Consider the following 15,472-nt stretch of genomic DNA (forward strand, 5'->3'; position numbering starts at 1 on the left):
GGGCTCCTTCCGGGGCCGGCATGGTGCCGGCGACGTTGGCCGAAGCCGGCACCAGGCCGGCGACGTTGGCCGAAGCCGGCACCAGGCCGGCGACGTTGGCCGCAGCCGACGTCACAGATAGACGCCGGGGATCTCGTTGTTGACCGTGACCAGGTTGCCCGCCGCGAAGTCCTCGACGTCGACGTAGTTGTTGAAGTTGCCGCGCAGGCCGGCCCCGATGTTGAGCAAAGCGTTGTGCAGCATCGTGCCGAACACGTCGAAGTCGTGCATGACCGAGTCGAAGTTCTGGGCGGCGACGCCCTCCCACTCGTCACGCAGGGAGACGACGTATTGCCGTACGGCCGTGAGACTCTGTTCGATCTCGGACGCGGTCGTATCGCAGTCGATCGCCGCGGTGGCGATGTATTCCGGTGTTACGCCGAACGGCACGACGTCCTCCTCTGTTCTGGGTGGCCCGAACGGGCTGGTCTACCGGGCTGGCCGGCTTTTCCGTCCGGTAAGGACCGACCCGGACGGGGGCAGCATCGCAGCCGGGGCGGGGACCGCGACAGTGACTGATTCCGGTGTCCCCGCCGGTCCCGGCCCCGCCCACGAGCCGGGTCACGGCGCGCTTGGCGAGGCGGTCGACGCGGCCGCCGGAGAGTCGGTGGTCGCAGGCGGATCGTCGTCGGGCTCGTCGAGCGCGACCTGGACCATCCGGGTGGGGAGCCCTCGGCGTACCAGGGCCCCACGCCCGGGCACGCGCGACGCTGCCTTCTCGGTCCCGAGCAGCGCGCCCTCGCGCGGATCGCCGGAGAGGATGAGCCCGCCGCCGCCGAGTTCCTTGACCCGGCCGTAGAGCGCGTCGCCCACCTGGGTCCGGCCGCTGCCGGAGACGCGGCGGGCGAGCACGACGTGGAAGCCGATGTCGCGGGCGTGCGGAATGAACTCGACCAGGGGCTGGAGCGGCGACTGAGCCCCGCCGCCGACGAGGTCGTAGTCGTCGACGACGAGATAGATCTCCGGCCCCTCCCACCAGCTGCGTGCCCGCAGTTCCTCGGCCGTGACGGTCGGCGGCGGCATCCGCTCCCGCAGCTTCTCGGCGACCTGCTGCGCGTAGGCGCGGGTCGTCTGCGCGTCCGCGCCGTACGCGCCGAGGTGGCTCGCCGGCACGATGCCGAGCAGCGACCGCCGGTAGTCGACCAGCACGACCCGCGCCTCCCAGCCGGTCTGTCGGTCGATCAGGTTCCGCAGCCAGGTCCGGAGGAACACGCTCTTGCCCGCGCCCGTGTCGCCGAGGACCAGGAAGTGCGGGTCGTCCGCGACGAGGTCGAGGCTGACCGGCGCGATCTCCGGCTCGCCGATACCGATCGGCACCGCTGACGGCGCTTCGCCGTCGGCGCTCAGCTCGTGCCGGTGGATCCGCTCGGGCAGCATTCGGACCGCGGGCGCCGGCCGGGCGAGCCAGGCGGGGCCCACCTTCGCCAGGATGTCCTGCTGGGCCTCGCGCAGCCCCTCGTCGGTGTCCCGGCCGTCGACGCGCGGCAGCACCACCTGGCCGTACACGCCGGGCGGGCAGAGCAGCCGGCCCGGCAGTCCCGCCGGCATGGCCTGCGCCATGCGACGGTTGATGTCCGACTCGTTGTAGTCGTTGAGCCGCAGCTCCAGTCGGGTGCCGATGCTCTCGCGCAGCGGCGGACGAATCTCCACCCACCGGTTCGTGGTGAGCACCAGGTGAACGCCGACGCCGAGGCCCCGGGAGGCGATCTCGGTGAGGATCGGATCCAGGTTCTCGATTTCGGTACGCAGCGCGCCCCAGTTGTCGACGACGAGGAAGACGTCCGCAGCGCGCAGCCCGTCCGGCAACCGCCCCGAGTCGCGCCGCGCCCGGAACTCGTCGACCGAGTCGATGCCGAGTTCGCGGAACAACCTCTCCCGGCCGACGATGAGCGCGCGGGTGTCGGCCAGTATCCGGCCCACCATCTCGTGGTCCATCCGGCCGGCCACACCGCCGACGTGCGGGGCGGCGGCGAGGGGGTGGAGTGTCTCGCCGCCGAAGTCGATGCAGTAGAACTGCGCCTCGGCCGGCGTGTGGGTGAGGATGGTCGACAGGATGAGGCTGCGCAGCAGCGTGCTGCGGCCGGAGCGCGGCGCCCCGACCACGGCGAGGTTGCCGTGCGGTCCGCCGAACTCGACCAGCAGCGGCTCCTGCGCCTGCTGCGACGGCAGGTCGACTACGCCGATCGGGATCCGTAGTTGGCCCGCGACCGGCCACATGTTCGCCGACAGCCCGCGCCCGGACTCGACGGCGACCGGTCCGAGCAGCGAGTCGAGCGGTACGGCGCGCGGCAGCGGCGGGAGCCACACCTGCCGCGCGGGGGTGCCGAGGCTCTTGAGCCGATCGACGATGACACCCAGCTCGGTGGGACCGTCCGTGGCGACGACCGACTTCTCCCGGGGCTCCTCCTCGGACAGGTCCGCCCGCCCGAGCCCGCGCAGGTCATACGGCACGATGGAGGCTGGCGGCTCCTGTGCGCGTTCCTCGGGCGCGACGAACGGCGAGGAGACATGCGCCACCCGGAACCGCCGGTAGATCGACTCGTCCACCTTGAAGTACGCCGAGCCCGGAATCGGCGGCAGCCGGTACGCGTCCGTGGTGCCGATGACGGTGCGGCTCTCCTGCGCGCTGAACGTACGCAGGCAGATCCGGTACGACAGGTGCGAGTCCAACCCGCGCAGTCGGCCCTCCTCCAGCCGCTGGGTGGAGAACAGGAGATGCATGCCGAGGCTGCGGCCGACGCGTCCGATCTGAACGAACAGGTCGACGAACTCGTGATAGGCGGAGAGCAGCTCGGCGAACTCGTCGATGATGATGAGCAGGTAGGGCATCGGCTCCAGCGGCTCGCCGTTCGGGCCGGGCTCACCGAGTGCGCGTTTGCGGTGATAGTCGCGGATCGAGTCGACGTTGCCGGCGGCCCGCAGCAACTGCTGCCGGTGCTGCTGCTCGCCGACCAGCGCCGACCGTACCCGGTCGATCAACGCCGCGTCGTCGGCCAGGTTTGTGATCATTCCTGCCACGTGCGGCAGCTCGGCGAGCGGCGCGAACGTGGCGCCACCCTTGAAGTCGACCACGACCAGGCTGAGCAGCTCCGGCGGGTGGGTGACCGCGAGGCCGGCGACCAGCGTACGCAGCAGCTCGCTCTTGCCGGAGCCGGTGGCGCCCACGATGAGCCCGTGCGGCCCGGAACCGCCCTGCGCCGACTCCTTGATGTCCAGTACGACGGCGTGCCCGTCGCCGTCCGTGCCGATCGGCACCTTCAACAACCGCTCGGGGGTCATGCCGTCCCAGAGCGAGCTGAGCACGCCGTCCACACCGCGCCCGCTGAGCAGCGTCTCCAGCATCGACACCGTCCGGGCGAGCACCTGCTCCTGCTCGTCGGTGAGCATGAGCGGGGTGAGGGCGCGGGCGATGAGTTCCGCCATGGCCGGGCTGAGCAGGTCGGCCGACGAGTTCTCGCCGGCCGCCGCGCCGGCACCGGTCCGGCCGGTGAGTTTCAGCCCGCCGTCCTCGGCGATGGTCACCCGCAGGTCGACGCGGCCCGGTTCGTCGACCTCCCGCTGACCAAGGAAGACCAGCGTGATGCCGAGCTGCGGTCCGGCGGCCTCCAGCAGCGAACGCAGCAGCGGCGAACGCCCCCACTCCGACACCGGGTCGAACGCGGTGAACAGCACGACGAGCCGCTGCTGCTGCGGGGCCGCGCCGCGGTCGAAGCTCGCCTGGACCCGCCGCGCGGCGAGCTGCTCCGCGCGTCGGCGCAGCTCGCGCTCCAGGAAGTCGGCCAAGCCACCGGGCTGGGTAGCGATCAACGGGATCGCCCCCGCCCGGCGCCGGGACTCGGGTTCAAACGTGTGCGGCAGCCACTTCGCCCACTCCCATGCCGCGCCATCGGGCGTCTCGACCGCCACCAGCACGTCGTCGGGGGCGTGCATGACGCCGAGCTGGCAGAGCATCGCCCGGCCGAGGGCCGCCACGTCGTCCGGCGCCCCGACGAGGCTGACCACGCCCGCCGAGCCGAGGTCGACGGGGATGGGCTGCCGGCCGACCTTGCCCAGCGAGTCCACGAGCCGGCGGGCGGACCGCATGGAGTCCCAGTCGTAGTCGGCGAGCGGGTCCAGCCGGGTGCCGATCTGCATCGGTGTCGACAGCTCGGCGTCGCCCAGGCCGATGCGGACGTGGAGGAAGTCCGGGTCGGACTGCCGCCGTTCCCACACCCGGCGGCCGTTGTTGGCGATCGCCAGCAACCGGTCCGGCTCCGGGTGCGCCCAGGCGCCCAGCATGCGCTGCGTCGAGGCGACCTGCCGGGCGCTGGTCCGTACGTCCATCAGCAGCGCGCGGTACCGGGCCCGCTGGCGTAGCAGCGACCGGCGCTCGTTGTGTTTGTTCTGCACCCGCGACGCGATCGTGGCGGCGAACGACACCACCGCGAAGATGATCGCGAGGGCGATCAGCATGGGTCGGCCGTACGAGACCATGTAGGCCGCGATGCCGAGGCTGCTCAGCAGCGGCAGCAGCAGGGTGAGCAGGCCGGCGTTGCTCTGCTTGACCTCCGGCGGCGCCGGCAGGACCACTTTGTCGGCGGGGGCCGGCGGCGGCGCGAACCGGGCCGGACGGTGGAACGAGATGCGGGACACCAGTTGCTCCTAGGGCGCGCCGGTCAGGTCGATCAGGTCCTCAGGTTCGAGGGCGGTCAGCTGCGCGGTGGTGGGCGCGGCGAGGTCGGCGATCCGGGCGGCGTGCCGTTCGGTCATGCGCTGGAACACGCCTCGGGCGAAGCGCCCGTTGCCGAAGCCCTCGCCGCGGTCCGCGACGTCGACGTATTGGCGCAGACTCTCAACCGCCTCGGGGGTGAGGTGGTACTCGTGGTCGGCGGCCTGGTGCCGCACGATGCTCACCAGCTCATCGGTGGTGTAGTCGTCGAAGGTCAGCGTCCGGGAGAACCGCGACGCCAGGCCGGGGTTCGTGTTGACGAACCGGGTCATCTCGGATGGGTATCCGGCGACGATGACGACGACCTCCTCGCGGTGGTCCTCCATCAGCTTCACGAGTGTGGCAATGGCCTCGTGGCCGAAGTCCATGGTGTTGCCGTCGGGGACCAGCGCGTACGCCTCGTCGATGAAGAGCACCCCGTGCAGTGCCCGCCGGAAGGCGGCCTGAGTCTTCGGCGCGGTGTGCCCGACGTACTCGCCGACCAGGGTGGAGCGGTCCGCCTCCACGAGGTGACCGCTGCCGAGCATGCCGAGGGCGCGCAGGATGCGCCCGTAGAGCCGGGCCACCGTCGTCTTGCCCGTGCCCGGGTTGCCGGCGAACACCAGGTGGCGGGAGAGCGGCGGAGGGCTGAGTCCCGCCTCGCGGCGGCGCCGCACCATCTGCATCAGCTTCACGAGTGAGCCGACGTCCTGCTTGACCTTCTCCAGCCCGACGAGCCGGTCGAGCTGCGCGAGCAGGTCCGGCAGTTCGTCGGCGTCGGCCGGATCCGGCTTGCCCCCGCGCGCGGGGGGCCGCCCGACGTCCCCGGCGTGCCCGAGGGCCACCCGTCGTACCCGGGACCCGCCGTCCTCGGCCGGCATCGTGGCGGTGCCGACGTCCGCGCTGGTGCACTGGTCGAACGTCGGCGTCGCCCCCTCGACGAGGGTCAGGTCCTCCTCCACGTCGTGCACGTGGCAGCGGCGCAGCACCGGCGCCGCGCCGGCACCGACGTACAGGGCCGGATAGCCGGTGGCCGAGATGTCGACGTCCTCGACGGTCCCGCCCGCGTCGGCGCCCAGGTACACCCCGTTCTTCTTGCAGTTGGTCACCGTGCAGGCCCGGATCGACGGGTCCGCGCCGGTCCAGACCACCACGCCGGTGCCGCCGCAGCGCTCGATCTCGCAGCCGTCGACCACCGGGGCCGCACCGGCGTCCACGAACACGCCAGCGCCGCCGCACGCGCTGATCCTGGTGTGCCGTACGGTCGGGCCGCTCCCCTTCGCCACCTCGACGCCGGTCTGCCCGATGTCGCTGATCACGCAGTGCTCGATCAGTGGTCGGTGCGGGGTGTCGAGGCGCAGCCCGACCTCGCTCTCGGAGATCGTGACGTGGCGCAGGTGTGCGTCGCCGGTGTCCTCCACCGTCACGCCCCGCTGCCGGGCGCGCTCGACGCGGCCGCCCTCGACCCGCACCAACGCCCCGCCGGTCACCCGGACACCGCACTCCGAGGTGTCGGCGACCACGCAGTCGGCGAGCCCGGCGATCGCCGTACCCCCGAGGTGGACGGCGGTGTACGTGGTCTGCCGCACCGTGGTGTCGCGCAGCACCGCGCGCGCCTCGCCCGCCAGGTAGACGCCGTTGGCGCCGGTGTCCACGACCGTACCGCCCTCGATCCGGGCCTGCGCGCTGCCGAGCAGCGCGACACCGGTGCTGCGGGTCCGCACCACGTGCGTGCCGGTCATCGCCAGGCGCACCTCACCGCTCGCGATCACGCCCGCGTCGGCGGCCGTGTCGATGCGGCAGTCGCGCAGGTCGGCGTTGGCCGGACCCGCGAGGGATACGGCGGTGCCACCGGTCCGCTCGAACACGCAGCGCTCCAGCCGGATCCCGCCGGGCTCGTCCGCGCCGGTCGCCGGCGTGTCGAGCAGCGGCCGGGCCGGCAGCGGGTCGGGCCACCAGCCGACGGCGAATTGCGCGCTGCCGCTCGCACGCACCGCGTCGCCGTCGTTGTCGAAGAACTGGCTGTCGCGCACGACCGCCGACGCCTCACCTTCGACGAGCAGCGCGGCCGTCGCGGTGTGCGAGAGCTCCACCCGGTCCAGCTCGACGGAGGCGGCGTCGCGCAGGTGCAGACCCGCACCGCTCACCTCGCGCACCGCCGTGCCGGAGAGCACCACGCGGGCACCTCCACGGAGTACGAGGCCCGTGCCTTCCACGTCGTGGACCGCGCCGCCGACGAGCCGCGCCTGGGCCGAGTCGGCGACGTCGACGCCAGCGCCGACGGTCCCGGCGACCGTGCAGTCGCGCAGGGTGGCGCTCGCACGGCCGGTCACCTCGACGAACCCGCCCCGGACCTCGCAGCCCTCCAGCGACAGGGCTCCCGAGGTGACGGCGACCGCTGGCCGGCCGCGCCCCTGCGCCACCAAGCGCAGGCCCTGTACGGTCGCCGTGCCGCCCCGGACCACGAGCGCCGGTCCCTCGGCGGGCGCGATCTCGACCTGGCCGCCCGCCTCAGCGATGATCCGCACGGTGCGTTCGAGGATCAGGCTCTCCCCGTAGCGGCCGGCGGCCACCGAGACCACTGCGCCGTCCCCCGCCGCCCGGACCGCCGCACCGATGGTCCGGTGCCGGCCCCAGCCCTTCGCACCGACCCGCTCGATCCGGGCCGGTGCGGTTCCGACCCCGCCACGCTCCGTCACTTGTCCGCCAGCCCGCACGTGATCCGCACCTGGGAGACGATGAGCCGTTCCCGGTCGCTGCCGGGCTTCCCACGCGTGTTCAGCCGTACGGTGAACTTGCCGTTGGTGACCGGGAACGCCCCGGCCGCCTGCCAGTCGCCGGATCGCGCCGCCTGGTTGAGCTGGAACGTTCCCTGGGACGCGCCGTCGCGGCCGGCGGTCACCGTGAACTGGGCCTTGGTGGCCGGTGTGAACTCGTCGCCACTGATCTTCGGGGCGTAGACGGCCACCTCGCAGCGTTGGACGCCCGTGCCCGGGAGGAACGCCCAGACCAGCGACTGCGACGGGTCGTCGATGTTGGGGTCACTGCTCATCGGGACGGTCGTGAACGACCCCCGGCAACCGTCCGCGGCCCAGGCGCCGTCGCGCACCGTCGCCCATTCCGGCGTACGGCCCTTGGCCTCGAACGTGTGGTCCTCCGCGCTGCGACAGTCCCAACCGGTCACGGCCGTGTACGACGTCGGCCCGGTCTTGGCCGCCTGCGGCGTTCCCGCCGGTCGTGCCCCGCCGCCCTTGAACAGCCCCATCACCAGCCCGAAGAGCAGCGCGCCGATGACGGCTGTGGACGCCACGAGCAGCGCGGTGTGCGGCCGGGCCACGGGCCGGTCCGGGCTCGGTTGTGCCCGCGCGTGCTCGATGAACGCCCGGACGAACTCCAGGCGCTCCGCATGCGGCGCGGCGGGCGTTCCGTCCGGACGGCCCGCCGCCGGCGGCCCCATCGTCGACACGTCGCTACTTTCCACGCTCTCCCCGCACGTCGTCTCGTCTCAGCTCGTCGCGCCTTGATCGGCCTCACCCTGGCTGGTCACGCCGTGGATGCCGTGGCTCGTCATGCCGCCGGGAAGCGGCGGCCGCTGCTGGGCAGGTGACCGAGTTCGATCGCCATTCGCGTCAGCTCGGCCTTGTTTCCGGCGTTGAGCTTCGCCCGGATGCGCTTGGCGTACGTGTTGACCGTCGCCTCGGTGAGCCCCATCCGGCCGGCGATCTGGGCGTGGGTCAGGCCACGGGCGATCCACCGCAGCGTCTCCACCTCGCGGGGCGCCAGTCCGGCCGGATCGGCGTTCACGTTGCGCACCAGGTCCGCCTGGAACCGTTCCGTCAGCTCAGGGCAGACGTAGAAGCCCCCCTGCCCGACCGTGACCAGGGCGGCGACGATGACGTCTCCGTCCGAGTGACTCGCGACGTACCCACGGACGCCGGCACGCAGCACCGCGCCGAACGTGAGCGGCCGTTCCCACGACGAGCTGACGACGGCCGGGCCGTGCCTGGCCAGCGACTCGATAACCGACAGCGCCGGGCCGCCGGGCCGCAACGACACGTCGAGGATGGAGACGTCGAACGTCGCGCCCGAGCGGTCCAGGTCCTCGACGCACCGGACCGAGGTGGCGACGGCGAGGCCAGGTGTCTCGGAGACGAACTTCTCCAGACCGGCACGTTTCACCGGATGGTCATCGATGATGGCGATGCCGAGCATCTGCTCCTCCTGGTCAGGGCCGAACACCAGGGCAGTGCCCGTGGCGCGATGTTCACCCGGGCGCGAGACCCGGGTGCCCTGACAACGGAGCGGTCGGGCGGTCTGTTCAACCAGAATCGAGGCTTCCTCCGACTATCACTTCGGCGTGAAGTTCCCCGCGTTCTGCGACTCCGCGTTGAGGTAGTTGTGGTAGGTGGCGCGCAGCCTCCTCTCCGACTCGTCCAGCATGGCGAGCAGGTTGTCGCCCGCCGTCTTCAGAACCGCCGCGTACGCCTGGAAGCTGCCGCCCGCAGGGCTCCTCCAGTGCGCCTCGACGGACTTCAGCGCACTCTGGAGGTCCCCGAGTTCCGTCGCGATGTCCCTCCGTCGCAGCCCGGTGAAGTCGGCTGCGGACGCCAGCTTGTCGATCTCGACCGCGAAGGAGAAGTGACCACCGTCGGGCCCTGGCCTGAACCCCTCGGTCGGCGTGCCGTTGGGGTCGAACTCGATCCAGTCGTCCTTGCCGAACACCCACCTCACGTCGCCGTTCGGCAGGTACTCGATCCCGAAGAAGCGGTTGGTTTTGACGTCGTACCCGCGGCGGAAGAAGCCGGCCTCGAACGTGTCGAAGATGAGGTCGTCCCCGACCGTCATCTTGATCGGGGCGCCGTCGGGCCCGTACACGGTGACCTTGTCCCCAACCACGACCTTGTACCCGTCGTCGCCGGTGTTGTACGTGATGTCGATGTCTTCGCCGGTGCTCGTCTTGCCCTTCTCCGGACGTCCCTTCTCGTCGAACTCCGTGAAGATCGAACCATCACTCGTCTTCATCCAGTACGGGTCGCCATTCTCGTTCACGCGAACGACGACGCCCGACCCGTACGTTATCTCCGAACCGCCGTCCGAGTTGTACACGATCCCGACCGAAACACCCTCGGCAGTCTTACCGCTCTTCGGATCACCACTCTCATAGAACTCGGTGAAGACGGAACCATCACTCGTCTTCATCCAAACCGGATCGCCATTCTCGTTCACCCGAACGACAACACCCGACCCGTACGTTATCTCCGAACCACCATCCGAGTTATACACGATCCCGACGGAAACACCCTCAGCAGTCTTACCGCTCTTCGGATCACCACTCTCATAGAACTCGGTGAAGACGGAACCATCACTCGTCTTCATCCAAACCGGATCGCCATTCTCGTTCACCCGAACGACAACACCCGACCCGTACGTTATCTCCGAACCACCATCCGAGTTATACACGATCCCAACGGAAACACCCTCAGCAGTCTCGCCGCTCTTCGGATCACCACTCTCATAAAACTCCGTGAAGACCGAACCATCAGCGGTTCGCATGAAGTACGGGTCGCCCTGCGCGTTGTAGCGCACCAGGACTCCGGATCCGTACGTTATCTCGGACCCGCCGTTGTCCTGGTACGTGATCGATATGGAAACGCCGTCCGGAGCCGTACCCTGCGTAGGCCTTCCATCCTCATCGAACGAGGTGAACGTGGTCGTGTCCGGGAGCACCTGGCGGATCGGCAGCGAATTCGGACCATACTCGACGACCAGGCCGCTGTCGTACCGGTAGACGGTATGACCCTCGGACGGGTATTCGACGGTGAACGCGCCGGAGTCGGGTGAATATCCCTTGTCGGGCCTGTTCTCCGCGTCAAACGAGATGTATACGGTTCCATCCGGAGTCACCTGCCGGATGATGATGCCATCCGGATTGAACTCGGCCGTCGCACCGTCCGCATAACGCGTGATCGTGTTGCCATTACTCGGATACTCGAGCGTAAAGTCCTGCCCGTCGGCGGCGCTGCCCTCGGTCGGCCGCCCTGAGCCGTCGAAGCCCGAATACACCGTGCCGTCCGGCGACACCTGCCGCAGCACTACACCATCGGCACCGAACTCCACCACACTGCCATCGGCGTAACGCGTGATCGTGTTGCCATTACCTGGATACTCGAGCGTAAAGTCCTGCCCGTCGGCGGCGCTGCCCTCGGTCGGCCGCCCTGAGCCGTCGAAACCCGAATACACCGTCCCGTCCGGCGACACCTGCCGCAGCACTACACCATCGGCACCGAACTCCACCACACTGCCATCGGCGTAACGCGTCACCGAATGACCATCCGGACGATACGAAATACTGAAATCCTGACCGCCCGCGAAACCCTCCGTCGGCCGACCCGAACCGTCGAAACCCGAAAACACCGTGCCATCCGGCGACACCTGCCGAAGCACCACACCATCGGCACCGAACTCCACCACACTGCCATCGGCGTAACGCGTCACCGAATGACCATCCGGACCATACGAAATACTGAAATCCTGACCGCCCGCGAAACCCTCCGTCGGCCGACCCGAACCATCAAAACCCGAAAACACCGTGCCATCCGGCGACACCTGCCGAAGCACCACACCATCGGCACCGAACTCCACCACACTGCCATCGGCGTAACGCGTCACCGAATGACCATCCGGACCATACGAAATACTGAAATCCTGACCGCCCGCGAAACCCTCCGTCGGCCGACCCGAACCATCAAAACCCGAAAACACCGTCCCGTCCGGCGACGACTGCGAGAGCACTACACCATCGGCACCGAACTCCACCACACTGCCATCGGCATAACGCGTCACCGAATGACCATCCGGACGGTAGTTGACCCGGAAGGGCTCCCCGTCGACCGAACCGGCTAGCGGTCGGTGTTGCGCGTCGAACTCGCTATAGACAGTGCCGTCGCCAGTGTCCTGCCAAACGACGCTACCCTCTGCATCGAAGCGAGCGGCGGAGCCATCTGCGTAACGGACGATGGAGCTGTCGTCGGCCGCCCGATAATCGATGGTGAAACTGGAGCCTTCGGCAACACCGGCATGCGGTCTGCCCTGGCCATCGGAGGATGAGTAGACCGTACCGTCAACGGTCGTCTGCCGGACAAGGCCGCCACCTGCGTCATATTCGGCGGACGAACCATCCTCGTAGCAGGTGAGGTTACCGCCGTCGGGACGGTACGTGATGGTGAAGTGGTTGCCGTTCGCAATTCCCGCATGAGGGCGGTCGAGGGAATCGAACGATTCGAGAACGGTGCCGTCGGCGGTTTGCTGTCGGAGGATGCGGGTGTCGGGGACTGGTTCGGCGTCACCACGGGGGTCGGTGGGCGGGTCGGCATTGGCGGGCTCCGAGGAGGTGTCGGCGGGCTGGGATGCGTCGGACGCCGACAGGACGGTGCCGTCGGGCAGCGTCCGCCTGAACAGGTGCCCGTTCAGGTCGAATTCGGCGACCGTGCCATCGGTGTACCAGACGGTCGAGCCGGCACCGTCGCCCGCGGGTTCGTCGGCCGTCGCCGGCGCTCGCCCCGAGGTACCGGAGTTGGTCATCTGCATACCACCTAGGACAGAGGGTCAGGCAGGTGCAGGCTAGCGAGCATTCGAGGGGCGCCGGCAAGCCCTTGTACGGGGGTCTACCGCGCAATGGCACGGGGGCACCGAAATCGGGACGTTGACAACGATCCTGGCGCGACGAAACGCTATCGGAAAAGGAGTATGTACCGCCTACCGCCCACGTTGGAGTCGCCGTACACGTGGGCGGCAGATGCGCACGAGATGGGGATCGACGTGGTCAACAAGGCCGACTACAACAACGAGACGGTCAAGCTCGGGGTGGCACCGGTCGAAATATTCGATCTGGGCAAGAAGGTCAACGATCTCAGCACGGCGATTGCCAACAACTTCCTCGCGATCCACGCGCAGTGGGAAGACCTGGCGCTCGGCTGGGCGGGCAAGAGCCAGCAGGAGAGCCAGGACTTCTCGGACAAGTACAAGGTCGCGTTGGACGACTTCTTCGGCGAGGAGGGGGCGGACACCGACGCGAACAAGAAGCAGGGCGTGATCAATCGCGTGGCCGGCGGGGTGCAGGGTGCCGGCGACGCGTACGCGCAGGCCGAGGTCAACCTGTTCTACGCGTTCAAGTGGTTTGCCGACTCATTGGAGTTTCCCGACAAGGAACTCGACACCTCGGTCCGCGATCACGCCAATGTAGACCCGCCGGAGAAGGGACCCGATCCCACGCCGGGTGAGCGGGACTTCACCGGCCCGCCGATCGGCGAGAAGACGTCGGGCGGGCCCACCCCGTGGTTCAAGGAGGGCGAACCGGTCAAGGGCGAATGGTCGTGGGTCGAGACGGTCGACGGCCCCAACGACAAGAGGATCACCGTCAAGGACGGGGCGATCTGGACCGGCTACGAGGGTGACGGCGTGACGGTCGAGTGGGTCCCGGACGCCCAGTAGTCACGTAACGGGATGGCGTCGCCGGTGCCTGGGACACCGGCGACGCCTCCCCCAGCGCGTTCGTCAGAGGTCGGGGCAGTCGGCAACGTGGATGGCCACCTCATCCAGCACGGGGCGGTACTTCTCGGGCAGTTGCGGGGCCACCGCCGCCAGGATCCTCAGCAGGTTGGGCCGTCCCTCGCGGGGCAGGTAGGCCGCGTGACGGAAGATCTCCTGCTCGACCTTTTCCCGCGACTCCCCGTCGAGCCGCATGCCGACAGCCCGCAGGATTGCCCGGCTCGCGCCGTCGTCCAGCGTCCCGAGCGTGATTGAGGCCAGATCTTCGAACGCCGTCCTCCGGGCCTCGGGCTCCTTGACCACCAGCCCGGGCACAGCGGAGAGGATCCGCTCGTGGCGTTCCTCTGCGGTGGCGGCCTCGTGCACGCCCAACCCAACATCGAGCAGGTCCTGCGTCATCCCCAGGAACCTGGCATGGGCGGCGAACACGTCCGGGTCGACGCCGAGGCCGTCGATCTGGGGGCGGAGTTCCCGCAACGCTGGACCGTGCTCGGCCAGCTCGGCGCGGATCGCCGAGGTGTCGTTCAACGGCAGCGACAGGTACGACAGCAGCCGCTCGGGCAGCCGGGTGAGATTGGACTCCCGTCGCCGATCGGTCGCTGCCCGCAGCAGCGCGGGGGTGATGTCCTTCTGCGGCGGCACGCTCACCGCACTTCCTTCGGGACCTCGGGCCTCCCACAGGTTGTCGAGGTTGAGGCTGAGGCCACCACCCGCCAGCGACCCGGCGCCCGCCGCGCCCGTGGTGCGCCGCACCAACGGGACGTGATAGCGGTCCAGGATGTCGAGGACGGGCTTGTCGACGTCGCCCCAGGCGACCACCGTCGGCACCGCGCCGCTGACGTAATACTGGAACAACCGCATCTCCAGCCTGAGCCGGTCGCCCCGGGTCGACTGGGCGGACGGTCGCGCCGCCGGCCGTCCACCGCCGATGACGATCACATCCTGCTCGCCGTCGCCGGCCGCCCTCGTCACCTGCTCCAGGAAGCGGTCCGGCATGGACCCGACCTTGCCTATCAGCTCGACGGCGTGCCCCTCGTCGCGACCCACCTGGCGGTGGACGCGCACGCCGGACGGTGGAGCGGCCAGCGGCCGCCGCGTCGACGCCTCCGGGGTACGGGAGCCGTCGAGATCGCGCAGCAGGCCGAGGATTTCCGCGTCGCCGGCCAGTTCCGCCATCTCGATACCGCCACGTGCTCGCGGGAACACGGCTGTGTGGCCGGTGCTGAAGTCGAGGAACGACACACCGTGCTCGTCGTGCACGCCGAGGTACACGCTTGTACCGGCGTCGAGCCCGTCCACCGCGACGAGCGCGTACCGGGCGGCCGCGTCCGGCAGTGGGGCCGCCATCCGAGCGAACAGTTCCCCGTAGCTGTCGACCCCCCTGACCGGCGTCCCGGTGCGGCTGAGGTCTTCCCGGGTGAGCGGCCGGCCGAGTTCGCGCAGCGGGCGGGCGTACGCACGATCCGCCAGGCCGGCCGGCAGGCCCAGGTGGACCCGATCGCCGTCGAACACCATCCGGCCGAACGGGTACGGGTGCTTGAGCACCTCCGCCGCGATCTCGTCGCTGACGTCGGCGTAGGGGTCCGTCACCCAGTGCCGGTCGGGCACGACCCCGACGACGTACGCGTCGTCGAGCGACGTGGTGGGCCGCATCTCCCGGTCGAAGGCGAGGAGCCGGTCACGGTCGACGGGCGGGCCGGCCGCGGGGTCATGCGGTCGCAGGCCGGCTGCTTTGGCGTACACCGGCAGCCCGATCACGTTGGCCTGCGCGGCGGCGTCCCCCAGGCCGAGCACGTCCTGGCCGAGCGAGTGCACCACCATCCGGTCCAGCGCAATCGGTGGGATGCCCCGCAGGAACTGGTACAACAGGGCACGCGTCCGCCTGACGCTCGGCGGGCCGGCCTCGCCTGCAGTCCGGATCCCGTCCTGCCAGCCCACCGCCGATCCGGCGAGGTCGCGCACCGCGTCCACCATTCCGGTGCCGAGCGAGAGGTAGGTGATGCCGTCGTTGCCCGGCAGGTCGTTCGCCTCGGCGAGCAGCGGGCTGCCGTCGGCGGTGGGCGGCTCGATCTGGAGATGCACGCCGGTGCCGGTCGGGATCACATGATCGAGGCAGATCGCGTCCATGATGCGTGGCGTGAGGGGAATGGTCACCAGGAGCCTCCGGGGCGACGGTGGGACGGGTTCGGTTGTGGCCGG

The 15,472-nt window shown here is 69.7% G+C and carries 8 protein-coding genes; 1 reads left to right on the forward strand and 7 read right to left on the reverse strand.

The annotated features are described in order from the left end of the window. Window positions 1-111: 111 nt before the first annotated feature. The 6 genes from JOD64_RS03490 to JOD64_RS03515 all read right to left on the reverse strand — a co-directional run bounded on the left by JOD64_RS03490 (window position 112) and on the right by JOD64_RS03515 (window position 12,307). Window positions 112-429 carry a WXG100 family type VII secretion target gene (locus JOD64_RS03490; RefSeq protein ID WP_204940878.1) on the reverse strand — a complete coding sequence of 106 codons (318 nt, stop codon included), beginning with the start codon at window positions 427-429 and terminating at the stop codon, window positions 112-114. 171 nt (window positions 430-600) lie between these two features. Then, complete coding sequence (gene eccCb / locus JOD64_RS03495; protein ID WP_204940879.1) at window positions 601-4,671, reverse strand: type VII secretion protein EccCb; 4,071 nt, start codon at window positions 4,669-4,671, stop codon at window positions 601-603. A 9-nt stretch (window positions 4,672-4,680) separates the two neighbouring features. Further along, window positions 4,681-7,425 carry a right-handed parallel beta-helix repeat-containing protein gene (locus JOD64_RS03500; RefSeq protein ID WP_204940880.1) on the reverse strand — a complete coding sequence of 915 codons (2,745 nt, stop codon included), beginning with the start codon at window positions 7,423-7,425 and terminating at the stop codon, window positions 4,681-4,683. Continuing rightward, complete coding sequence (locus JOD64_RS03505) at window positions 7,422-8,192, reverse strand: hypothetical protein (protein WP_204940881.1); 771 nt, start codon at window positions 8,190-8,192, stop codon at window positions 7,422-7,424. The genes JOD64_RS03500 and JOD64_RS03505 overlap by 4 nt, the downstream gene beginning before the upstream one ends. 101 nt (window positions 8,193-8,293) lie before the next feature. Further along, window positions 8,294-8,965 carry a response regulator transcription factor gene (locus tag JOD64_RS03510; protein WP_204940882.1) on the reverse strand — a complete coding sequence of 224 codons (672 nt, stop codon included), beginning with the start codon at window positions 8,963-8,965 and terminating at the stop codon, window positions 8,294-8,296. A 108-nt stretch (window positions 8,966-9,073) separates the two neighbouring features. Beyond that, complete coding sequence (locus JOD64_RS03515; protein WP_204940883.1) at window positions 9,074-12,307, reverse strand: hypothetical protein; 3,234 nt, start codon at window positions 12,305-12,307, stop codon at window positions 9,074-9,076. 225 nt (window positions 12,308-12,532) lie between these two features. Here JOD64_RS03515 and JOD64_RS03520 point away from each other — a divergent pair, with 225 nt between their 5' ends. Next, the gene (locus JOD64_RS03520; RefSeq protein ID WP_204940884.1) at window positions 12,533-13,216 is read left to right on the forward strand and encodes a hypothetical protein; all 684 of its coding nucleotides are present in this window, start codon (window positions 12,533-12,535) and stop codon (window positions 13,214-13,216) included. Window positions 13,217-13,279: 63 nt separating this feature from the next. On the opposite strand, the gene JOD64_RS03525 is transcribed toward JOD64_RS03520, so the two are convergent. Further along, window positions 13,280-15,427: a hypothetical protein gene (locus JOD64_RS03525; protein ID WP_204940885.1), complete on the reverse strand. Its 2,148-nt coding sequence runs from the start codon at window positions 15,425-15,427 to the stop codon at window positions 13,280-13,282. Window positions 15,428-15,472: the final 45 nt, after the last annotated feature.

It is taken from the genome of Micromonospora luteifusca (assembly GCF_016907275.1).
In the GTDB taxonomy this organism is placed as follows: domain Bacteria; phylum Actinomycetota; class Actinomycetes; order Mycobacteriales; family Micromonosporaceae; genus Micromonospora; species Micromonospora luteifusca.